Below are 21,442 nucleotides of genomic sequence, written 5' to 3' on the forward strand. Positions count from 1 at the left end.
CTGGGGGCTCTGGCGCTGAGCGCCGCCCAGCCCCCGGCGCATGCGCGCGTCATGGTGCCTCCCAGCCCCCGGCGGTCATGGGACTCCGCAGTGCCCGTGACGACATTTGATCCGGGAGTGCCGGACTTGTCCGCCTGCGGCGATCAGGAGGCTTCTTCCGGGCGCGGCGCACGCGAAAGGGAAGCGTGAACAGCCCCATATGGTGTACCTTATGTGGCACAACGCACAGGCGGTTCCCGACGCCGACAAGGACAGTCGACAGGGTCCCCGCCTCGGTGCCTGAGGGCCCTCACGAGGTGATCAGGAGGTGATGACACCAGTCCCGAACCCGCCGTGAGACGTGGCGGGTACTTGTCGCAACGGCCCGTCAGGGTCGGCCCACGAGCCCAGAAAGAGGTTCCACCATGGATATCACCGTCGTCGGTCGTAACGCTGAGATCAGTTCTCGCCTGCGCGACTACGTCGAGGACAAGGCTGTCAAGGTTGAGCAGTTCGACCCCCGGGTCCAGCGCGTCGAGGTGGAGGTCACCCATGAGCGCAACCCGCGTCAGGCCGACACCGCCGAGAGAGTGGAGATCACCGTCGTCTCCAAGGGCCCGATCATCCGGGCGGAGGCCTCCTCCTCGGACCGCTTCGCCGCTTTTGATATCGCCATGGGCAAGCTGACCGAGCGCCTCCGCCGGGCCAGGGACCGCAAGAAGGACCACCACCGCCGTCACACCGTGGCCGCGCCGAACGAGGACCTCCAGACAGCACCTGACACGGAGGAGCCCCTCGTTCCCGAGACGGGTGACGCGCCGATTGAGGACTCCCCCTCCGCACCCACCGAACCGGGCGTCGCCGTTGAGGCGCAGCTCGGCGACTCCCCGGTGATCGTGCGTCAGAAGCTGCACGAGGCCAGGCCGATGACCGTTGACGAGGCCCTCTACCAGATGGAGCTCGTGGGGCACCCCTTCTACCTGTTCATCGAGAAGTCCACCAAGCAGCCCTGCGCCGTCTACCACCGTCACGGGTGGACCTACGGCGTCATCCGCCTGGACGCCCAGGTGCTGTAGCCCCGTCCGGCCCCGCGTCGCGGGGTCCGTCCTGATATCCGGGTGCTCCGCGGTCCTGACCGACCGGGGGCACCCGGAACCGCGTTCAGAGGCGTCGTCGGGACGCGAGCCGAGCGGCCGGAGCGACTCGAGAGATCAGGGCAGGGAGAAGGAGGGGTCGGAGACCTCCGAGGTGAGCACCCGCCACGTCGCCCCACGACGCTGCCAGGTCTGCTCGCCCTCGTCGATGATGATGAGGGACTCCTCGGAGCGGTCGGAGATGACGGAGCGGGCCCCGCGCACCCCGACCAGCGTGTTGACCGCACCGCCGACCTGGATGAGACGCACCTCTGGCACGCCCCCGCCCTCGGCTCCGGCAGCGGCCAGGACGCACACCGCGTTGGGGGCGCACCAGGAGAGTCCGCGCGTGCCCGCCCCACTGGCGCGAGGCATCTCCAGGGCCGGCCCCAGCCCGGTGGGACGGCCGTCCTGGTCCCTGATGATGATGGCGACGGCTACCCGTCCGTCGGTTCGACGCACGGCGATCCGCTCGGACTCCACGGACAGGTCGAAGGCCGTGACCGCACCGTCCTGCAGCCAGGACGATTCCAGGGTGGCACGCTGCCCCGAGCCGTTGACGGCGGTGAGCCGTCCCTCGGCCAGCAACCACGCCCAGCCGTGCCGGTCGCCCAGCGGCGCCCCCAGCCCACCGGCACCCGCGGAGGGGTCCCCCACCGAGAGGATGACACTGGCCGACTGCTGCCCCCGGGGCAGACGCAGCAGGCTGGAGGCCGACAACGCGTAGACGGCCCCGTCCGCCCCCAGGCTCGGGCTACGGGCATCACTGGTCCCCAGGACCCGGTCGGTCGCCAGGGTGATGCGCCTGGCCCCCGTGCCGCGGACGACGGAGCCCTCAGACATCCCCACGATGCCCCCGACCTCGGGGGCCATCGGTGTCAGCTGGGCGGGGGCACCGAGGTCGACGGTGCCTGCGAGCACCCGGACGCGGTCGATGCCGCTGATCTGGATGAGACTCTGCTCGATCTGGGCCACCATGAGCCGACGGGCCTCCTCCGAGGCGGGATCGGAGTCCGCGCTCAGGTGGACGGTGGCGGTACCCGACTCGACGACGACCCCCCGCCCCGCCCGCTCGGCGTTGCGCGGGATGAGGCTGAAGGCCCCCTTCGAGAGCCAGGCCGACGGTCCTGCCAGCAGCCCCGAGACGAGGGAGTCCGCCTGCGAGCTGCGCGGGTACCACCTCAGCTCGGGGACGAACCTGGACCGATCACGGGACAGGAAGGCCAGGGAGCTGACCGCGAAGTTCTGCATGAGTCGGGAGAAGGGCAGCAGGATGCCCTGGGGCAGACCGACGATGCGCCACTGACCGGTGGAGTTGGTGGCCAGGGAGAACTCGCCGGTATAGGTGGACCCCTCCTGGGCGGGGGTGAAGACGCCCCGGGAGTCCAGGACTCCCATCTGTCCGGAGGTCACCGTGAAGGAGCCGTTGGCCGCTACCGAGACCTGCGGCTCGGTCGATCCGCTGTAGGCGCTCACCGTCTCCAGGGGCTTCCACTGCGCGACGGCGTGCTCACTGAGGAACTGCTTGGCTGTGGCGAAGTCGTCGGAGAACCCCGCGATGGCGGCACGCAGGAAACCGTTGACGATGTCTTCGGCCGAGTCCCCCTCGCCCGGTCCGGGCGCGGTCTCGATGAGGGCGTTGGTGTCGGAGGCGGCCACTCCGGAGCGGGTGACGCCGCTGGAGCTCGGAAGCGCTGTGCAGCCGGCCAGCACGCCGGCGGCCGTGGCCGAGATCAGTCCCAGTGCGCTGCGCCGCGACAGAGCGGACGACCGGGGGATCCCAGAGGTCTCGACGGGCTCGGTGGACTCGGAGGACGTGCGCCCCTCGGCAAAGGCATTGCGGTGCGTCGGCCGCTTCATCGGCGCCACCCCTCTTCCTCGGTCTCCTCGGGTGTGCGGGTGGCGGGCTCCTGACCGGGGAGGACGACGACGACCCGGCCGACGTCCTCGGTGACCGCGTCATGGCTCTCCCCGGCCAAGGGGATGTCACCCAGGACGACGCTCTGGCGTGCCCGGCGCGTGGCGGGCGCGGGTCCCAGGGGTCCGACCGGGGAGAAGGACGACTCCTCGTCGATGAGGATCCCGGCGCGGGCCACGGCGGGTGCGTCCTGCGGGACGAGCTCGAGCGGTCCGGGACCATTCAGTCGGCCGGGACCGCCGTCGGACCCCTGGGTGCGGGGCAGGACCAGCAGGAAGGAGGAGCCGTCGGCCGGCCACCCCCAGGCCGACAGGCGACCGCCGTGCAGGCGGGCGTCCTCCATGGCGATGGACAGCCCCAGGCCGGTTCCTCCCAGGCTGCGCTTGCGCGAGGGGTCGGCGCGGTAGAAGCGGTCGAAGACCTTGGTGACGACGTCGGGACTCATCCCGATCCCGTGGTCGCGCACCCGCACCGCGACCGCGTCCTCGTCCACGGCGACGGTGACGTCCAGCGGATGGCCCTCGCCGTGCTCGAGCGCGTTGACCACGAGGTTGCGGATGATGCGCTCGACCCTGGTGACATCGATCTCCGCGGTGGCCGGTTCCTCGGGAAGGTGAAGGCGCAGCTCGGTGCCGGTGGCGTCGAAGTGGAACTGGGTGGTCTCAATGACGTTGTCGACCACCTGGGCGAGGTCGATCTCCTCCAGCCGGAGCTTGACGTTTCCGGAGTCGATGCGGGAGATGTCCAGCAGGTCGGTGAGCATGGTCTCGAAGCGGTCCACTGAGCTCGACAGGACCTGAATGCTGCGCAGGGCGAAGGGATCGGAGATCTCCTCGCGCGCGTCCTGGATCTGTTCAGTGGCCAGGCGGATCGAGGCCAGCGGGGTACGCAGCTCGTGGGAGACGTCGGAGACGAAGAGGCGCTGCACCTTGGACAGGGACTCCAGGCGTTCGATCTGGTCCTCCAGCGAGGTCGCCATGTGATTGAAGGACCTGGCCAGGGTGGATATCTCGTCCTCCCCCTCAATGCTCAATCGCTCGGCCAGCAGCCCGGAGGCCAGCCGTTCAGCGGCCCGGGCGGTGTGCCGCACGGGGCTGAGCACCCATCTGGTGAAGGCCCACACCACGACGATGAGAATGGCCAGGAAGCCCAGACCACCAATGGTGATGTTGCGCGAGGCCAGGGAGACGACGCGCTGCTCACTGGCCAGGCTGTAGACGAGGTAGAGGTCATACTCCCCGGCAAGGGGCAGGCTCACCCGGGTCCCCACGATGAGCCCGGGATCCGTGCCCCCCTCATCGTTGGGAACGGCCACCGACTGCCAGTACTGCGCCCGCGCCCCACCCTCGTCGAGGGCCCGGGACATCTCACCGGTGATGAGGGAGCGCAGGCGGGTGTCGGTCTCCAGGTCGTTGACGACCGTCGTCGAGGTCTCCTCCTCGTTGCGCAGCATGAGAACCCCCACCCCTCCTGAGGAGGAGATCGAGTTCTTGGCCCCGTTGACCTGTCGCTCCGCCGCGGCCGAGACCTCATCAACGGTGACTGCAGTGGTCGAGTCGAACTCGGCCTGGGCGACGCTGGCGCGCAACGCGGCGTCAGCAAGGATGACGTCACGCTGATCGGCGAACACCTCGGACCGGATGCGATCGGTCACGAAGGTCAGCAGCAGCACGATGAGGAGCAGGCCGATCACGGTCGCGGTACACACCATGCGAACCTCAAGGCTGCGACGCAGCAGCCCCGGCAGAGGCAGACGCCGAACCAGCCGCTCCTCCGCGGTGCCCACCGATGACCCCATCGACGTGCCCACTGAATTACGCATCGGGTTCATTGTATGGCGCCCGATGCGCCGTCGCTCACGCGGATTCGCCGACCCTGTAGCCGACACCGCGCACCGTCACCACGATCGAGGGACGCTCGGGGTCCTTCTCGATCTTGGCCCGCAGGCGCTGGACGTGGACATTGACCAGGCGGGTATCCGCAGGGTGCTGGTAGCCCCACACCTGGCTGAGGAGCTCCTCACGGGTGAAGACCTTCCACGGCGAACGGGCCAGGGTCACCAGCAGCTCGAACTCCAGCGGCGTCAGGGAGATGACCGACTCACCGCGCTTGACCTGGTGACCGGCGACGTCGATGTCGAGGTCCCCCGCACGCACATGCTCGGCCGCACCGGGGTTGGTGCGACGCAGACGGGTGGAGACGCGGGCCAGCAGCTCCTTGGACTTGAAGGGCTTGGTCACGTAGTCGTCCGCGCCCGCCTCGAGGCCGGCGACGACGTCCTGCGTGTCGGTCCGCGCGGTCAGCATGATGATCGGCACGTCGGACTCGGAGCGGATGAGCCGGCAGATCTCGACGCCGTCGAGCCCCGGAAGCATGAGGTCGAGCAGGACCAGATCGGGGTTGACCTCATGGAAGGCGTCCAGGGCCTTGGCCCCGTCATGACAAAGTGTGGGCGTGTAGCTCTCCGACTCCAGCATGATGCCGATCATCTCGGCCAGGGATGCATCGTCGTCGACGACCAGAATGCGCGTGCTCATAGCCCGTATCTTGGCATGAGCCCCAGGACCCGAGGGACATCCAGACCACCGAGGAGGCATCCACAGTTTCCTCAGGTCTCTAAGAGAATCCCTTCAGTTACGGGAAAAAACGGCGCCAGAACGCCCGAGAGCCGGAATTATTGCGGCCGAACCGTGATCTTTGAGGCGCCTTCAGACCCTGCCCGGAGTACGCCCGCAGGGGCTCACGCAGCCCCAGCAGCCTGATTTCCTCCTTCAGGGGGAGGGCGCGACGTCGGCCGGGCATGACAGCATGGGCTTATGAGTACCGAATCCCACCCTGACGACGTCAGTCCGAACGGAGTCCCGGGCCGCGAGGCTCCCACTGCCCCCGGTAGCGGCTTCGTCGGAGGCGACCAGGACGGATGGCAGGCCCCCGACGCCGGCGCCTTCACAGGAGCCCCCTCCTACCCGGCGCAGAACTCAGCACAGGGATCGCAGTATCCCGGTTACGGCAGCTACCACACGCCACCGGTCGGCCAACCCGGCTACCCGCCCCACACGCCCGGCGGCCAACCCGGCTACCCGCCCCACACACCCGGCGGCCAGCCCGGCTACCCACCCCACACACCCGGCGGCCAGCCCGGCTACGGAGGCGCCTCGGGGCCCGGTTACGGCCCTTATCCCGGCGCTACTTATCCCGGCGCTGCTGGAGGCCCCGGCGCACCCGGGTACCCGGGCTACGGCGGCTACGCATCGGTCCTGGCCCCCAAGCCGTCAATCATCCCGTTGCGACCGCTGTCCATCGGGGAGATCCTCGGAGGCGCCTTCGAGTCCCTGCGCGCCAACCCCAAGGCGATGTTCGTGCCCTCGCTGGTGGTGATGAGCATCGTGGGGCTCCTGACCGCCGGCAGCCTCGCCCTGTTCCTGTCCCGGCTCGGCCTGCCGAACCTGGCGTCCGGGCAGGTTGAGCTCTCCGAGGCCGAGTCCAGGGCCCGCCTGGACCAGCTCGGGTCGTCGTTCGTGGCTCTGCTCGTTCAGCTCGGGGTGACCAGCGTGCTGAGCATGTTGGCCACCTCGATCCTCATCGGCCTGCTCATCGTGACCGTCTCACGCACCATTCTGGGCCGCAAGGCGTCCCTGAGCGACGTGTGGCAGCGCACCCGGCCGCGGGTCTGGGCACTCATCGGTCAGACGCTCCTCATCCAGCTCATCATCACCGTTGTGACAGTCGTCTTCATCGCGATCGGCTTCGGTATCGGCTGGGCACTCCTGGGGAACATCATCGCCAGCGGGGCTGACGAGGACTCCGCCGGGGTCATCATCCTCGGCGTCCTGCTGATCCTGGCGCTGATCGTCGTGTTCGGGCTGTCCATCTTCGCCCTGATGTGCAAGCTGTGCCTGGCGCCGGCGGCGCTGGTCCTGGAGAACATCGGTGTCCTTGAGGGGATCTCCCGTTCCTGGGCCCTCACGCGGGGCTACTTCTGGCGGATCGTCGGCATCCGACTGCTCTCCTTCCTCATCGTCCTCTTCGCCACCCAGATGGCGTCCTACGGCGTCTCCTTCATCACACAGGGGCTCCTGCTCGCCGCTCCGGACGCCACGATCGCGCTCCTAGTGCTGTCGACGATGCTCAACAGCCTCATCCAGGCCGCGATCCTGCCCTTCGACTCCGCCGTGGTCGCGCTCATGTACACCGACCTGCGGATGCGCTCCGAGGGCCTGGACGTCGAGCTGCGTCGCGCCGCCGGGGTATGAGCCGACCGTGGTCCCTCTCAGCACGATCAGCGCCGAGGCCCCGGCGACCCCCGACGCCGACGAGGCCCGGCGCGCCGCGGGCAGGGAGCTCTCCCGCCCGATCTACCACGACCATCACGATCTGTGGGACCGGATCTGGAGCTGGATCCGGGAGCACTTCGATGCCAGCAGCATGGTCCCAGGGGTTCCCGCCTGGGTGTCGACGACCATCGTGGTCCTCGTCGTCGCCACCGTCATCGCATTGCTGATCCTCCTGCTGACCAGGTTCTCCTCGGCGCGCCGGGTATCGACGACACCGTCACTGTCAGTACTCACCGACGACCGTGACGCCGCCACCCTGACCCGAGCCGCGGATGCGGCGTCCGCACAGGCCGACTTCGCCACCGCCGTCGTCGAACGGTTCCGCGCCATCATCCGCTCCCTCGACGAACGCGGGATCATCGACGAGTATCCGGGCATGACGGCCCTGGAGGCGGCCACGCTCACCCACCAGGCCCTCGGCGAGCACCGGCTCGTGGCCCCGCTGCTTGAGGCAGCCCACCTGTTCGACGCCGTCCTCTACGGTCGAGTGGTCTCCACCCGGTCCCAGGACCAGCGGATGCGTGAGCTCGCCGATCAGATGGCCACGGTTGCGCCTCCAACCGGGCGTACCCTCGTCGGCGCCTCCGCCGAGGATCCGGGAGCACAGGCATGAGCACGTCCACGACGACATCTCAGCAGTCCGGGCCCCCGTCCTCCCCGATCGACGACTCCGCGGACCAGGTGACAGACCAGCGCTGGTCCCAGCGCTGGCGCCGGTGGCGCCCCGGTGTCATCGCCGTGTCCCTCATGCTCATCCCCGTCCTGCTCACCGTGTGGGCCCGGACCATCACCTCCACGGTCCCTCTGGCCATCGACAACCCCAAGGAATGGGGAACCATGGCCGTCGCCGAGCTGCTGCGCCACGAGGGGATCTCCGTGAGCAAGGCGAGCAGCGTCTCCGAGGCCCTGGATGCCAGTCGCCAGGGCGCGACCATCGCCGTGGTCAACGCCGACCGTCTCAGCGACCAGGACAGGCAGGCCCTGGCCCAGGCGGGCGGAGACGTCGTCGTCATCGGCTCCGAGGGCGGCAGCGACGCTCTGACGGGACTGACGGGCATGACCGCCAAGGGAACCGCGGCAACGGCCTCCACCACCCTGGCGCCGCGGTGCGACGACGTCGACGCCCAGGCCGCCCAGAGCCTGGCCGGTACACGCGCCTCCGTGTCCCTGCAGGGCGATGACGACGCCGTCGGCTGCTTCCCAGTGGGTGAGGACCGTTACGCCTATGCCACAGACTCCCTGCCCAGCGGGGCCACGCTGCGTGTCCTGCCCGATCCCGCACCGGTGACCAACACGCACCTGGCCAAGGAGGGGCACGCGGCCCTGGGCGTACGCGCGCTGGGCCACCACAACCGCGTCCTGTGGCTGGACGGGCAGCGCACAGAGACCCCCTCCGTGTGGAACTCCGCCTCCACACCCCCCTGGCTACCGGTCCTCATCCTTCAGCTCATCGTCATCGCCGGTGTGCTGGCAGTCGTCCAGGGGCGCCGCTTCGGCGGCATCGTGAGTGAGGACCTGCCCGTCGTCGTGCGCTCCACCGAGACCACGGTGGCGCGCGGGCGTCTCTACCGTCAGGGCTCGGACCGGCCCCGGGCCGCTCAGGCCCTGCGCTCGGGCACCGCGCTGCGTCTGGGCGCCGCTTTGGGCCTGCCCCCCGGGACCTCGCGCCGCGACGTGATCGCCGCCGTCGCCATGGCCTCGGGAACCGCCCCGACCACGGTGGACTCTCTTCTCTACGGTCCACCACCCTCCAGCAACAGTGCCCTGGCCACCCTGGCAGTTCAGCTTGACCAACTCGAGAGCGAGGTTCACTCCACATGAGCACGGACAGCACCGACCCCCGTCGCGAACCGGGCATCGCAGGTGATACGGGCACCGGCGTCCCCCACCCTCAGGCCCCCGGGGGCCCGGACGCCTCGGGTACCCGCAGTGCCACCCAGGCCCCTCAGGCGGCCCCCCACGAGGAGGCCGCCTCCGACCCGCGCAAGCACCTGGTGGCCGTGCGCAGCGAGGTGAGCAAGGCCGTCGTCGGCCAGGAGGCCGCTGTGACCGGACTGGTCATCGCCCTGCTCGCCGGCGGGCACGTCCTGCTCGAGGGAGTCCCCGGCGTGGCCAAGACCCTCCTGGTGCGGTCACTGGCCACAGCGCTGGACGTGGAGACCAAACGCATCCAGTTCACCCCCGATCTCATGCCCGGGGACGTCACCGGCTCTCTCATCTACGACTCCCGCAGCGCGCAGTTCTCCTTCCGGGCCGGCCCCGTCTTCACCAACCTCCTGTTGGCCGACGAGATCAACCGCACTCCTCCCAAGACGCAGTCGGCACTGCTGGAGGCCATGGAGGAGCGCCAGGTCTCCATTGACGGAGAGCCCCGGGGGCTGCCGGATCCGTTCATGGTGATCGCCACCCAGAACCCCGTGGAGTACGAGGGGACCTACCCGCTTCCCGAGGCTCAGCTGGACCGCTTCCTGCTCAAGCTGGTGCTGCCCCTGCCCGAGCGGGCCCAGGAGATCGAGGTGCTCTCCCGCCACGCCTCGGGATTCGATCCACGCGACCTGCCCTCGGCAGGGCTACAGGCGGTCGCCGGGGTCCAGGACCTGGCTCAGGCCCGGGCCCAGGCGAGCACGGTCGGAGTCACGCCCGAAGTGCTGGCCTACGCGGTGGACCTCGTGCGCGCCACCCGGTCCATGCCCTCGGTGGCCCTGGGGGTCTCACCCCGCGGAGCCACCGCGCTCCTGGCCGCGTCGCGGGCCTGGGCATGGCTCGCCGGCCGGTCCTTCGTCACTCCCGATGACATCAAGGCCCTGGCTCTGCCGGCTCTGCGCCATCGCATCAAGCTGCACGCCGAGGCCGAGATGGAGGGCATCACCCCTCAGTCCGTCATCGAGTCCGTGCTGAGAACCGTTCCGGTCCCGCGCTGAGACGCCGGTCTCGGACGACCAAGAGCACAGAACCGATCACCTGACTGACTCATGACAGGAGTGGCATGTTCCTGACGATGCGCGCCGTGTGGGCGATGCTTGCGGGGATCGTCCTGGTCCTCATCGCGCCACGCCCGGCGACCGTGCTGGCCTGGGCCGGCGTGGTCACCGTCCTCGTCATGATCGACGTGGTCTGCGCTCCCTCGCCCGGAGTGCTGCGGGCCTCACGCTCGGTGAGCCACGGAGTGCGGTTGGGTGAGTCGATCACCGCGACGCTCACGATCACCAACACCGGTCGGCGCCCGGCCCGCCTCCTGCTGCGCGATGCCTGGCCCCCGAGCGCAGGGGCGACCCACGAGCGTGGGACGATGACGCTCCCACCGGCCCAGCGCCGTCGTCATTCCACGGTACTCACGCCCCGACGCCGGGGGGATCGCGAAGCGGGACCGCTGACCGTCAGGCTGATGGGTCCTCTGGGCATCGCGGGGCGGCAGGCGTCATTGAACGTTCCGGCCTCCGTCCGGGTCCTGCCCGCCTTCCGCTCACGTCGTCACCTGCACTCGCGCCTGGCCCGGTTGCGGGAGATGGACGGACGCAGCGCCGTCATGGTGCGCGGTGAGGGGACCGAGTTCGACTCCCTGCGCGAGTACGTCGTCGGAGATGACGTGCGCTCCATCGACTGGCGCTCCACGGCCCGCCGAGGCGAGGTGCTGGTGCGCACCTGGCGACCGGAGCGCGATCGGAGGGTGCTCGTCATCATCGACTCAGGTCGCCTGTCGGCCGCCCGGCTGGGGGACGCCCCCCGACTCGACGCCCAGATCGAGGCCACCCTGCTGCTGGCGGCCCTGGCCTCCCGCGCCGGCGACCGGGTCGACGTCCTGGCCATGGACGACGCCGTGCGCGCACAGGTGCGAGGCAGTTCCGGACCGGTGCTCATGACCGAGCTGGCCGAGCACCTGACGGACGTGGAACCGCGCCTGACCGAGCTCGACTGGACCCTCATGGCCTCCCTGGTGCGTACGACGCTCTCGCAGCGCGCGCTGGTGGTTGTCATCTCCGCCCTGGACGGCAGCGGAGGGGACGCGACGATGATTCGGACGCTGACGACTCTGGCCCGGGATCACACGGTCGTTCTCGCCTCGGCCCTGGACCCCGAGCTGGAGGAGCTCAGGGCTGCTCGAGACGACACTGACTCGGTGTACGTGGCCGCCTCCGCGGAGAAGGACCTGGTGGAACTGGACGCCGTACGCCGCCGTCTGCGCCGTGGCGGGGTCGAGGTCGTGGAGGCCGCGGACCAGGGGCTCGCACCGGCACTGGCCGACTGCTACCTGGGCCTCAAGGCGGCGGGGCGGCTATGAGGTGCACCGTGCCGTCACCCGGCTCAGCCGGCCTCGGGCTGGACGTAGCCGGCCTCGTCATCCTCGAGGTCCCCCGTGGCTCCTCCGGCGACGGCGGAGCGCCCCAGGATGAGCGTGTAGGCCCACAGCAGTGCCAGTGCGCCGGATCCGATGGTGATCTTCACCGGCCAGGCAATGGGGGCCGGAGTCACGAAGGCCTCAATGAGCCCGGCAACGGCCAGGGCGGCGGTCAGGCCCACGGCCACCGTGATGAGGGCGCGTCCCTCGGCGGCCAGCGCGGCGGAGCGGCTGCGGGGGCCGGGGACCAGCATGGTCCAGAAGAGCTTGAGCCCGGCGGCACCGGCAATGAAGATGCAGGTCAGCTCCAGCAGGCCGTGAGGCGAGATGAGCGAGAAGAATACGCCGAGCATGTCGTGGTCGGCCATGATCGCCCCGGCATGCCCCACGTTGACGGCGTTGGTGTAGAGCATGGCGAGCGGCACGAGACCGGTGATCCCTCCAGCCACGCAGACCGCCGCGACACGGGCGTTGTTCGTCCACACCACAGCGGCGAAGTCCGAGGCGGAGTATGTGGAGTAGTAGGACTCGAAGGCCTCATGGGCGTAAGCGTCCAGCTTCTCGGGGCTGCCCAGGGCGGCCATGGCCTCAGGACTGCGCAGGGTCCACACCCCCACCACCAGCGCCAGGGCGATCTCGGCCACCATGACCCCGCAGGTCCACCAACGGATGCGGTACAGGGCCGCGGGCACGGACTGGAGAACGAAGCGACGCACCGAGTGGCTCCTCACCTCCCGCGTTCCGGTCAGACGGCCACGAGCCACCGCTACACGGGAGGACAGCTCGGCGATGAGCTGCGGATCCGGTGCGGCCGAGCGCACCCGCGACAGATGGCGGGCACACGTACGGTAAAGGGCCACGAGCTCGTCGGTCTCAGCGCCGCTGAGGTGGCGACGCCCCACGAGTACATCGAGACGTTCCCACTGATCGCGGTGAGCCGCAGAAAAGGCATCAAGATCCACGCAAGGAGTCTGTCACGATGACCGCGTCACCCACATCCTCCGAGCGGATGATCGAGCCCGAGCTGCTCATCACCGGCGAGGCAGTCGCCCTGGACATCACCCCGGCAACAGTCGTCAATCGCATCACCTCGGGGCTCGTCGACTACACCGTCTACGCCCTGGGGGCAGGACTGTCCGTGCTCATGGTCATGGCACTGACCATCGCCGACGGCTCAGATCTCCAGGAGAATCTCGCGTTCCTCCAGGCGCTGCTGTCCCTGGTCGCCCTCGCCTGGCTGGTCGTCATCCCACTGCTCGTCGAGTTCCTCAGCGGGGGCCGGAGCCTGGGCCGCATGGTGACCGGGGCCCGGGTGGTGCGGGACGACGGCGGCACCGTCAAGCTGCGTCACTGCCTGGTGCGGACCCTGCTCGCCGTCGTCGAGATCTGGGGCACCTGGGCCGTGCCGGCCCTGTGCGCCAGCATCGTCTCCAAGCGGGGGAAGCGGTTCGGGGACATGTTGGCCGGCACCTACGTGGTGCGAGAGCATCACCGGTCTCACACGGCGCCGCCGCTGCTGATGCCCCCCGAGCTGACCGAGTGGGCTGCGGGCACGGACCTGCGCGCCCTGCCCGGGGACCTGAGTCTGACGGCGCGAACCTTCCTGCAACGGGCCTCCTCCCTCATGCCCGCCTCCCGCCACCAGCTGGGGCTGGAACTGGCCTCTCAGGTCCAGGGATACGTCTCTCCCTCGCCGCCTGCGGGCACGCACCCCGAACGGTTCCTCGCCGCGGTTCTCACCGAGCGGCGTAACCGTGAGCTGGTGCTGGAGAGCCGCGACCGCCGACTGGAGGAGGACGTGCTCCGGGACATGGCTCGTCCGCCCTATGAGGTGGGTCGGGAGTCCCGGCGGCGCTGAAGCGCCCCTGACTCGCCCCCAGGCCGGATCGTCCAGGGCGGGACGGGGGCGCGCAGCCTCATCCCAGCGGGGCGGGAACGGGTACGCGTAGCGCCTCGTGGACCAGGAGGATCGGCACGCCGTCGCGCACCGGGTAGGCCAGGCCCGCACCCCGAGAGACGAGGGTCGGACATCCGGCGTCGTCGACGCCGTCAAAGAGCTCGTCCCCGCTCAGCGGGCAGCGCAGAGCGGACCTCAGCCCTATGGGGAGGACCGGCCCGGGCTCGGGCACGGATGCGTTGTCCGACAGGCTCATACGTCGTCCTTCTGTCCGCGCAGGACCCGCAGGTGCCCTCGCCGCAGGATCTCGTCCTCGGCGATCTCCGGCGGGGGCGGCAGCGGGGCCGTCAGGGACGCCGGCATGATCCCGCCGGGGCGGGGCCGGTGCTCGGCCGGCGAGGCGACGGGGCGCGGAGCGCGGGATGCCTCACGAACGGCGTCGGCCAGGGCCAGGAGGTCGTCCTCGCTGGGCGGCGCCGGCTCGAACTCGGTGGCCAGGCGGATGATCTGCCAGCCCCGGGGGGCGGTGAAGGAGGAGACGTGCTTATCACACAGGTCGTAGGCCTCGGGCTGCGCCTCGGTGGCCAGCGGCCCCAGCACGATGGTCGAGTCCGCATAGACGGAAGTCAGGGTGGCCACGGCTGGGCGCTCGCAGCCGGGCTTGCGGCAGTGTCGGACTCTTCTCACGCTCGCAGGTTACCGTGCCGCTGCCCGCCGGTCATCCAGACGCCACCTAGGCTGGCCGATGTGACCGACCTGTTCCCCTTCCCGCCCGGGCCGATTCCGCCGCGATCCGCCACTGCACCGGCGCGGCGCCCGAGCAGTCGTCGTGATCGTCACGGTCGGGGGATGCGTGGTCCGCTCCTGCCGCCGAACCTGCCGGCCTGGCGCACTCGCGCCGAGCGCTTCGATGAGCTCGTCGTGGACGCGGCCCAGGACCTGGCCAGGCGTTGGCCGTCGGTGGATCAGATCCAGTTCGCCGTCGAGGAGGTCCCTCCCTCGGACCCGGCGCCCTGGGAGCGCTCGGTAGTGCTGGGACGCGGCTTCACCGCAGAGCCGCGAGCGGGGCTGCCGGCGCGCGTCGTCATCTACCGACGACCGGTGGCCTCCCGAGCCACGAACGAGGCCGAGCTGGCCGATCTGGTGCGCCGTGTCGTCGTCGAGCAGGTGGCCCTCATGCTGGGACGCCGACCCGAGGAGATCGACCCGGGCTCGGCGCGGTGAGTCGGGCTCTCTCCCCCCCTCCCCCCGCCTGGGCGGAGCCCGTCAGTCCAGCAGGATGCGGCGCTGGGCCTGAACGGCGGCGTCGGGCTGAGCCGGCACGGTGGAGATGAGCGTCCCGGCCAGGTCTCCCCCGGCCTGAGCGGTCACGATGGTGGCGGCGGCCAAGCCACTCGATGTGCGCGACGCCCCCGACGAGCCCTCCTGACCGGCCGAGTTCAGGCGGACGGCGGCGACCTTGGCCGGCACCTCGACGACGACGGAGCTGCCCTTGGCGACCTTGACGTCCTGGCGCCAGGAACCGTCGAGGGAGGACAGGGTGACGGAGGTGGCCACGCCACTGTTGGCCACGGTGACCGCGGAGCTCAGGGAGGCCGAGCGCGGCACGGCCAGCAGGCCAGAGTCCGCGGCTCCCGGCAGGGCGGCCTGCGCCCATGCCTGGTCATGGACGAGGGCCTTGGATCGCGCAGGGTACTCACCACCGCTGCGCACCATGCGGACAGCGGCTCCCACCGGCGTGCTCGAGGTGACCTGCACACCGTAGGTGCCTGCGGGCACACCGGCCAGCTGGATGTCGAAGACGGAGCCGGCGTCAATGGTCACGGACTGCGCCCCACTCAGCGAGCGGGCCCCGTCCTTGCCGAGCATGGTCACCGACACGGTCGCCGGGGCCTGTCCAGGATTGACGATGCGCACGGCCGGGGTGTCGGAGGAGTCGGCACCGGTCTTGGCCTGGGGAACCTCGCCCTGTGAGGCGGGCTCGACGATCTCCACGCCGGGGATCACGAGGTCGGTGGCCGGGGCGGCTCCCGGGGTGATGACGTCGGTGCCGGCGGGGGTCTCCCCGTCGAGGGACTCGGTGACGAGCGCGGGCACCACGGAGCCGCCGTCGGCCTCGACGGATACGGCGATACGCGGGTCCTGGCTGCCCTTCGTCTCCAGGGCCAGGGAGGAGGAGCCGCCCGCGGGCACGGTGACCTCCCCGTTGCTGGGCAGGCTGAGTCGGCCGATGGATCCGTAGAGGGTGACCTTCGCGGTGGCGGGGGTGACGCCGGGGTTGGTCAGTCGCAGCTCGGCCGACGAGCCCGCCGCGATGGAGCCGCCCACGATCCAGGACATGGCGGCCGGCTGGGTGCAGGGAGCCGCGGTGAGCCCCCGCAGGTCACCGCTCTTGGTCAGAGTCGTCACCGATCCGACGGCGTTGGCCACCCGGCCGTCAGCGGGGACGAGGGCGAGGATGCCGCCCTCGGCGCTGTTCATCGAGGTGACGGTGTCGGTGGGAACGCTCCGACCCGCGTAGGTGGCCGACTGGGCGGCCCCGCTTCCCTTCGCGGGAACGATGGCGGTGGTGGAGTCCATGGCGCCGACGTCGGTGCCCCGCAACGTATTGGTGGGCGCATGCGGGCACACGTAGGTGGTGGCGCCTCCGGGCTGGGCCAGGCTCAGGGCCTGCAGCTGCGGGGTCGGTGTGGTCGGTGCGGCGTGCTCCCACCAGGCGACGCCTCCGACGGCAGCGGCGAGCGCGACCGAGGTCAGGATGCCGACGCCGCGAGCGACCGTCTGTCCCAGCGGCCGGCGGTGTCGCCTGGAGCTGCCGGAGCCCCTCCGACGCTTCTTAGAGGGGGTGTCGGGCTCGGCAGTGTCCGGGGCCTTGGAGGAGGAGTCGTCCGTGTCGGCCGTCTCCTCGTCGTCCGCGTGGGCGTCATCCTGGGCGGCGTCGCCGGTATCGGCCGTCTCCTCGTCGTCAGTGCCGGCGCCATCCTCGGCAGGATCAGCGGAGGCGCTGTCCGTGTCCTGATCCTGGCTCACGGGACCGCCGGCGGACTCGTCCTCGACCTCGTCCACGGTGGCGGTCTCGTCGTCCGCCTGATCCGGGCCCGGGCTCATCGACTCGTGCTCCGGGGGCCGGGACTCAGACGTGTCCTGCGACTCCTGCTGGCTGTCGGTGTCGTCCTCACGGGGCTGAGTCATGAGGCCATCTCCTTTCCGCGTCGCAGGGGCAGTGCCGCCACCAGGGTCAGAGCCCAGACGGCCCAGATCGTGTAGGTCGCGGCGGCGGTGGACTTGCGGGTGTGGGTGACGACCAGCTCCCCGCCCTCGGAGCCGACGGCGAAGCCCTGCTTCCAGCTGCCGTCCTGGGTGGGGACCGTTGTGGCCTCGAGGCGCCGACCATCGAGGGTGGCGCTCCAGCCGGCGTCGGCCCGCTCCACCATAACGAGGGTTCGGGCGCCCGATCCAGCGGGGATCCGAGTGCGGGTCCCCGAGCCGGTACCGGTGGAGGCGACCGGGGTGACCTCGCCTCCGGCGTCGACGAGGCTCAGGCGGGCCGAGTCGGGGTGCGCCGAAGACGTGACCCGCCAGGAGTTGCCCGAAGTGGTCTGGGCGAGCTGTTCCAGTCCTGGCGTCGAGGCCAGGCCCACACGGGCCTCGGCGGTGACGGCGTCACCCTCCTTGTGATCGAGCAGGACGACGGCGATGCCGTGGGCCGCCAGAGCATCGGCGGCCCCCTTGTCCTGGCCGGCGGTGGCGCGGGTGACGATCTGGGCGAGCTCGGCGTCAGCCGGGTCCTCCAGGACGAGAGCCTGAGCGGAGGAGGTGAGGCTGCGCCCCTTCCCCTGCCCGTCCCTGGTGGGCTTGAATCCGGGGGCGGCCAGGGCCCCCGCGGCACGGGTGCGCGCCTCGATATTGACCGCTCCGGGCAGGACATCGCTGATCTGGGTGCCGGGCCCGCGCCAGATGGTGGCCTGGAGCCCCTGAGGGGTGGAGGTGAGTCTGAGGACCCTGCCAGCCGCCCCCGACCCCTGGAACTGCTCGGCGATGAGCGGGATCTGCTGGGGCGTGGAGTGCAGCGCCAGGACCTGCGGGTTGCTGCCGCGGTGGGCCTGGTAGGACCAGACGGCGCCGACCACCACCGGGGCGAGCAGGACGAGACAGGCCGCGGTCGTGAAGGCCGCCCTGAGTCGACGTGATCCCGCCCGCCTCGCCTTCGTGTCGGCGGCCGTGGAGGACGTCGCGTCGGTGTCCTTCCGACTCCGGCGCTCCAGGGCTCGACGGCCGCCTCCGGCCCGTTGTCCGATCAGGGTCAAGATGGCCTCGCCCGCGGTCAGGGCCGCCGTGAGGAAACCGCTCAGCGCCAGGGAGAGACCGGCCCCGGCCCAGCCGTTGACGGGGGCCAGGCCGCCTCCGGCGACGTCCGGGCCCAACCCGGTCGGGGTGCGCAGGCAGAGCCCGGCCAGGACGAGGCCGCCCAGGGCCAGGAGGATGCCGGTGCGGGCCACCCGGACGCGTCGGGAGACGAACAGACCGACGACGCCGAGGACCGGGACCAGCGCGAGCACTACCCGGAGCAGAGCGCTCCAGGGCCCCGAGGTGACGAGGGCGTTCAGGTCCACGGGAGAGCCGGCCAGCAGGTCGAGACTGCTCGGTGCCGGTGCGGAGACGGGCAGGCCGATATCGGTCAGCAGCAGCCGAACCCCCTCGGCCCAACCGGCCCTCTGGCCCAGGCGCCAGGCGCCCCACCAGGCCGGGGCGGCGGTGACCAGCATGGGAACCAGGGTGAGGATGAGCTTGAACCCGCGTCGTGTGGTCACGGACAGCAGCAGGATGATGACGGTCAGCACGGCCGCGGTGGCCGGGACGGCCGCGACGACGACGCTCAGCAGCAGTCCCGCGACAGCGGCGGCCGTCGCCGACCCGTACCCGTACTTCTCGGTGGAGGGCAGGTCGACCTCGGCCTCCGGGGCGGCCGGGTCGGGGGCATTGAGGGATTCGAGAACCTCGCGCGCGGTCGCCAGGGCGGAGGCCGCTCGACCGGCCTCCGCCTCGTCCTCACCACGGTCATGAGTGTCATCGCCCGAGGTCCCGGCCTCAGTATCGGCGGAGGCCGTCACACTCGTGGTGCTCGGCTCCGCAGCCGCGCCCACCGAGGCGTCATCCGAGGCGGGCGCCTTCTCAGCGTCCCCCTCCTGCGAGGACTCGGTGGCGTCCTGGACGCTCGAGACGGCCTGCGCCTCCTCGTCCAGGTGGGCGAGATCAGCGACCCTCTCGGTGGAGAAGCGGTCGAGCTCGGCGCGTTCCTCATCAGTGAGCAGGTGGGCACCCACCAGCCCGGACAGAACGAGGTCCCGCCGGTCGGCGCCCACGGCGCGGGCCAGGGCAAGCAGCGCCCAGGGAAGGACGAGGTGGACCAGGAGAGCGCCGAGACGTCCTTGTCCCAGGGAGAGCAGGAGGCTGGGAGCCAACGCCCACACGAGCGCGGCCCAGGCCCGCAGAGCCACCTTCCGGGTCATCGTGCCGGCGGCGAACCATGCCCCCAGTGCCGCCAGGGGCACGGCCAGGAGTATCAGAGCACTGATGAGCGCGCTGGTCTCCACCCCCACCAGCCGCCCCAGAGCCGCCGGCCCGGCCAGGATGGCCAGGAACGGGGTGACGCCGCCCGGGTAGCCGTCCGCCGTGGCGATCCAGGTGCTCCAGGCGGTGTCCCACATCTGACGCCAGCCGCCGCTGAACAGGGGCAGAGCCCCACCGGTGATGGAGCGGGTGAGCAGCAGTCGGGACAGGCCGAAGGTGCTCAGCGCCAGCACCAGCACCATGACCGCGCTCAGGGTGCGGCGCCGGCTACGGGCCAATGCGGCCAGCTCACGCAGCTCGAGCTCACTGGGGGCTGCCGCTCGGGCACGACGCTCGCGCTCCTGGCGGGTGCGGTCACGACGCACCCCACGGATCTCGGCCGACGTCGCGTAGAGACGCCCCAGCGCGGATGCGGGCACCTTGGTGTGCTGGGCGAGCCGGCGTCTGGCCGCTCTGATCCGTCGGCCACGTCCGGCCACGGTCAGAGCCGCAGCGAGCTCGTCACGGGCGAGCGCCGGTGCCTTGGATGCGAGTCGCCACACGACCCGCATCAGTCCGAGAACGACGAACCAGGTCAGCAGCAGACCGATGGGGCGGGTGGAGAAGGCCGCCCAGTTGGTGAGCTGGGCACTGCGCCGAGCCCGGAAGGATCTCTCCGGGTCGGGCTCGGGGAGCTTGACCGCGATGGCCTCGGCATCGGTACGGGGCTGCGCACTGGAGGAGTGCGAGACGGATGCGGGGCGGCGGAGCCCCTGGTAGGAGGCCCGTCGGTGGCGGATGACGGCGGTGGGTTCGACGATGACGCGGTATCCGGCCAGGCGCGCGGCACGTGAGAACTCCAGACCGTCGCCGAAGGGGCCGAGCCACGGGGCGATGCCGCCGATCTCTTCCCACACGGCCCGGTCGACGAGGGCGCCGGCCGTTCCCACGGCCAGGACATCGCTGCGGTCGTCGTGCTGGCCCTGGTCGACCTCGCCGGGGACGATGTCGTTGGCGCGACGGGCCGAGGCGGTGGCGCGCAGCCCGACCTCGAGGAGCAGCTCGGGGTTGTCCCAGCCCACCTGCTTGGGACCGACGACTCCCACGGAGCGCGCATTGGTCGCAGCAGTGAGGAGCCGCTCGAGGCAGTCCTGAGCAGGAGCGGAGTCGTCATGAAGCAGCCAGAACCACACTTGGTGCTCCGGCATCTCCGGGGTGGCCTCGGTGGGCGCGACGAGCCGCTGCTCGTAGGCGGTGATCGGTGAGAGTGCTCCGGTGGGGCCGGTGATGGGACCGGAGCCTGACAGCAGAAGGTCCCGCACCGAGGTGCGCGGCCCGCTCGAGGTGGCCTCACTGTCTGGATCCTCTACGCCGTCGACAGCCTCCGGACTACGGCGTTTGCGGTTGCCGGCGGCGACGAGTCCGGCATAGGCGGCCAGCCCCCGGGAGACGGCGTCTCCGAAGCTCTTGGCCTCCTTGGCCCTGACGACGCGCACTGCGGTGACGGCGTCCAGTCCCGACCTCTCAACAAGCTCCTCGATCGGGGTCCCGTCCCCCAGCCCGTTGGCTCGCGAGGCGACATCGACGACGAGAACGACGTCGGGCGCACAGGTCTGTGCGGTGATCGCGGACAGTGTCTGCGCCAGAAACGGGCTCGCCCCGGCCGACACGACGACGGCCAGGGCTCCTACCCGACTGGCTCCCTGTGTGGAGCCGGTGCGGGTCATACTGCGCGACGCTTGAGCTTGCGCCGCTCGCGCTCCGACATACCGCCCCAGATACCGAAGCGCTCATCGTTGGCGAGGGCGTACTCGAGGCACTCCTCACGAACCTCACAAGTCGCACAGACTCGCTTGGCCTCGCGTGTGGAACCACCCTTCTCAGGGAAGAACGCCTCCGGGTCCGTCTGAGCGCACAGAGCGCGCTCCTGCCATGCCAGAGGACCTTCATCGACGTCGTCACCGCCACCAAAAAGGAGCGACAGTACTTCCGCGTCAGGCTCCTCCGGGTGCTTCAGTGGGCCGTCGCCGAGGATGTTCCACATGCCGGCCTCCCTTCGATCCGAGCTTCTTGCCAGTAAGAATTACATGCGTGTGAGACAAGGCCAGTCAAGCCACCGAGGGAAACTTCACCCTCTCGTGACCACCGACATCATTCCTTGATATCTCAAGGAATAACCCCATCTGGTCGCCACCATATGTCGACTTCCTACAAATCCCCTGGGAGGCTCCCACTGCCTGGCTGACAGCGGGAATACACACGGAATTTCAGAGAATTTCAGGGTGCCTGGCGCAC

Annotated in this window: 17 protein-coding genes; 8 read left to right on the forward strand and 9 right to left on the reverse strand. The window is 70.3% G+C overall.

What is annotated here, in order from left to right:
* The first annotated feature begins 404 nt into the window (after positions 1 to 404).
* A complete protein-coding gene (gene hpf / locus RIV12_RS11225; RefSeq protein ID WP_075417119.1) occupies positions 405 to 1,055 on the forward strand; it encodes a ribosome hibernation-promoting factor, HPF/YfiA family in 651 nt (216 codons plus the stop codon).
* A 135-nt stretch (positions 1,056 to 1,190) separates the two neighbouring features.
* Here the strand turns inward: hpf and RIV12_RS11230 are convergent, their stop codons facing one another.
* From RIV12_RS11230 to mtrA, 3 genes are read right to left on the reverse strand one after another with little or no spacing between them, the layout of a single operon-like run.
* On the reverse strand, positions 1,191 to 2,972 hold the full coding sequence (locus RIV12_RS11230) for an LpqB family beta-propeller domain-containing protein (protein WP_309323922.1): 1,782 nt from the start codon (positions 2,970 to 2,972) through the stop codon (positions 1,191 to 1,193).
* The gene (gene mtrB, locus RIV12_RS11235; RefSeq protein WP_075417118.1) at positions 2,969 to 4,852 is read right to left on the reverse strand and encodes an MtrAB system histidine kinase MtrB; all 1,884 of its coding nucleotides are present in this window, start codon (positions 4,850 to 4,852) and stop codon (positions 2,969 to 2,971) included. The genes RIV12_RS11230 and mtrB overlap by 4 nt, the downstream gene beginning before the upstream one ends.
* Positions 4,853 to 4,886: 34 nt before the next feature.
* Complete coding sequence (mtrA, locus tag RIV12_RS11240; protein WP_003786992.1) at positions 4,887 to 5,567, reverse strand: MtrAB system response regulator MtrA; 681 nt, start codon at positions 5,565 to 5,567, stop codon at positions 4,887 to 4,889.
* 279 nt (positions 5,568 to 5,846) lie between these two features.
* Here mtrA and RIV12_RS11245 point away from each other — a divergent pair, with 279 nt between their 5' ends.
* From RIV12_RS11245 to RIV12_RS11265, 5 genes are all read left to right on the forward strand, one after another.
* Entirely contained in the window at positions 5,847 to 7,283 is a 1,437-nt protein-coding gene (locus RIV12_RS11245; RefSeq protein ID WP_309323924.1) for a DUF7847 domain-containing protein, read from the forward strand.
* Positions 7,284 to 7,290: 7 nt separating this feature from the next.
* A complete protein-coding gene (locus RIV12_RS11250; RefSeq protein WP_309323926.1) occupies positions 7,291 to 7,977 on the forward strand; it encodes a DUF4129 domain-containing protein in 687 nt (228 codons plus the stop codon).
* Positions 7,974 to 9,185 (forward strand): DUF4350 domain-containing protein, encoded by a 1,212-nt coding sequence (locus RIV12_RS11255; protein ID WP_309323928.1) that lies wholly within the window; start codon positions 7,974 to 7,976, stop codon positions 9,183 to 9,185. The genes RIV12_RS11250 and RIV12_RS11255 overlap by 4 nt, the downstream gene beginning before the upstream one ends.
* A complete protein-coding gene (locus RIV12_RS11260) occupies positions 9,182 to 10,285 on the forward strand; it encodes an AAA family ATPase (protein WP_309323930.1) in 1,104 nt (367 codons plus the stop codon). The genes RIV12_RS11255 and RIV12_RS11260 overlap by 4 nt, the downstream gene beginning before the upstream one ends.
* 65 nt (positions 10,286 to 10,350) lie before the next feature.
* Positions 10,351 to 11,643 (forward strand): DUF58 domain-containing protein, encoded by a 1,293-nt coding sequence (locus tag RIV12_RS11265; RefSeq protein WP_309323932.1) that lies wholly within the window; start codon positions 10,351 to 10,353, stop codon positions 11,641 to 11,643.
* A 23-nt stretch (positions 11,644 to 11,666) separates the two neighbouring features.
* Here RIV12_RS11265 and RIV12_RS11270 read toward each other — a convergent pair whose 3' ends face one another.
* Positions 11,667 to 12,662: a stage II sporulation protein M gene (locus RIV12_RS11270; protein WP_075417112.1), complete on the reverse strand. Its 996-nt coding sequence runs from the start codon at positions 12,660 to 12,662 to the stop codon at positions 11,667 to 11,669.
* A 17-nt stretch (positions 12,663 to 12,679) separates the two neighbouring features.
* On the opposite strand from RIV12_RS11270, the gene RIV12_RS11275 reads away from it, so the two are divergent.
* Positions 12,680 to 13,558, forward strand: a complete 879-nt coding sequence (locus RIV12_RS11275; RefSeq protein ID WP_309323934.1) for an RDD family protein — start codon at positions 12,680 to 12,682, stop codon at positions 13,556 to 13,558.
* Between the two features lie 58 nt (positions 13,559 to 13,616).
* On the opposite strand, the gene RIV12_RS11280 is transcribed toward RIV12_RS11275, so the two are convergent.
* Both RIV12_RS11280 and RIV12_RS11285 read right to left on the reverse strand, forming a co-directional pair.
* A complete protein-coding gene (locus RIV12_RS11280) occupies positions 13,617 to 13,853 on the reverse strand; it encodes a Trm112 family protein (protein ID WP_309323936.1) in 237 nt (78 codons plus the stop codon).
* Positions 13,850 to 14,284, reverse strand: coding sequence for a DUF3499 domain-containing protein (locus RIV12_RS11285; protein WP_034491867.1), 435 nt, complete (start codon positions 14,282 to 14,284; stop codon positions 13,850 to 13,852). Before RIV12_RS11285 ends, RIV12_RS11280 begins: the two co-directional genes overlap by 4 nt.
* A 234-nt stretch (positions 14,285 to 14,518) precedes the next feature.
* Here RIV12_RS11285 and RIV12_RS11290 point away from each other — a divergent pair, with 234 nt between their 5' ends.
* Positions 14,519 to 14,821 carry a metallopeptidase family protein gene (locus tag RIV12_RS11290; RefSeq protein WP_081379986.1) on the forward strand — a complete coding sequence of 101 codons (303 nt, stop codon included), beginning with the start codon at positions 14,519 to 14,521 and terminating at the stop codon, positions 14,819 to 14,821.
* A gap of 42 nt (positions 14,822 to 14,863) precedes the next feature.
* On the opposite strand, the gene RIV12_RS11295 is transcribed toward RIV12_RS11290, so the two are convergent.
* Genes RIV12_RS11295 through RIV12_RS11305 form a run of 3 tightly spaced genes read right to left on the reverse strand, consistent with a single transcriptional unit; the run spans position 14,864 to position 21,191 of the window.
* The gene (locus RIV12_RS11295) at positions 14,864 to 16,789 is read right to left on the reverse strand and encodes a DUF5719 family protein (RefSeq protein ID WP_309323939.1); all 1,926 of its coding nucleotides are present in this window, start codon (positions 16,787 to 16,789) and stop codon (positions 14,864 to 14,866) included.
* Positions 16,786 to 20,874: a glycosyltransferase gene (locus RIV12_RS11300; RefSeq protein WP_309323941.1), complete on the reverse strand. Its 4,089-nt coding sequence runs from the start codon at positions 20,872 to 20,874 to the stop codon at positions 16,786 to 16,788. Before RIV12_RS11300 ends, RIV12_RS11295 begins: the two co-directional genes overlap by 4 nt.
* Positions 20,871 to 21,191, reverse strand: coding sequence for a WhiB family transcriptional regulator (locus tag RIV12_RS11305; protein ID WP_003787027.1), 321 nt, complete (start codon positions 21,189 to 21,191; stop codon positions 20,871 to 20,873). Before RIV12_RS11305 ends, RIV12_RS11300 begins: the two co-directional genes overlap by 4 nt.
* Positions 21,192 to 21,442 lie beyond the last annotated feature (251 nt).

The sequence above is a fragment of the Actinomyces stomatis genome, assembly GCF_031292835.1.
Taxonomy (GTDB): Bacteria; Actinomycetota; Actinomycetes; order Actinomycetales; family Actinomycetaceae; genus Actinomyces; species Actinomyces stomatis.

Excerpts from the sequence above, each read along its gene's own strand:
- hpf (WP_075417119.1), top strand. The coding sequence starts at position 405 with ATGGATATCACCGTCGTCGGTCGTAACGCTGAGATCAGTTCTCGCCTG.
- RIV12_RS11305 (WP_003787027.1), bottom strand. The coding sequence starts at position 21,191 with ATGTGGAACATCCTCGGCGACGGCCCACTGAAGCACCCGGAGGAGCCT.
- RIV12_RS11260 (WP_309323930.1), top strand. The coding sequence starts at position 9,182 with ATGAGCACGGACAGCACCGACCCCCGTCGCGAACCGGGCATCGCAGGT.
- RIV12_RS11265 (WP_309323932.1), top strand. The coding sequence starts at position 10,351 with ATGTTCCTGACGATGCGCGCCGTGTGGGCGATGCTTGCGGGGATCGTC.
- RIV12_RS11280 (WP_309323936.1), bottom strand. The coding sequence starts at position 13,853 with ATGAGCCTGTCGGACAACGCATCCGTGCCCGAGCCCGGGCCGGTCCTC.
- RIV12_RS11300 (WP_309323941.1), bottom strand. The coding sequence starts at position 20,874 with ATGACCCGCACCGGCTCCACACAGGGAGCCAGTCGGGTAGGAGCCCTG.
- mtrA (WP_003786992.1), bottom strand. The coding sequence starts at position 5,567 with ATGAGCACGCGCATTCTGGTCGTCGACGACGATGCATCCCTGGCCGAG.
- mtrB (WP_075417118.1), bottom strand. The coding sequence starts at position 4,852 with ATGCGTAATTCAGTGGGCACGTCGATGGGGTCATCGGTGGGCACCGCG.
- RIV12_RS11275 (WP_309323934.1), top strand. The coding sequence starts at position 12,680 with ATGACCGCGTCACCCACATCCTCCGAGCGGATGATCGAGCCCGAGCTG.
- RIV12_RS11295 (WP_309323939.1), bottom strand. The coding sequence starts at position 16,789 with ATGACTCAGCCCCGTGAGGACGACACCGACAGCCAGCAGGAGTCGCAG.
- RIV12_RS11230 (WP_309323922.1), bottom strand. The coding sequence starts at position 2,972 with ATGAAGCGGCCGACGCACCGCAATGCCTTTGCCGAGGGGCGCACGTCC.
- RIV12_RS11255 (WP_309323928.1), top strand. The coding sequence starts at position 7,974 with ATGAGCACGTCCACGACGACATCTCAGCAGTCCGGGCCCCCGTCCTCC.
- RIV12_RS11245 (WP_309323924.1), top strand. The coding sequence starts at position 5,847 with ATGAGTACCGAATCCCACCCTGACGACGTCAGTCCGAACGGAGTCCCG.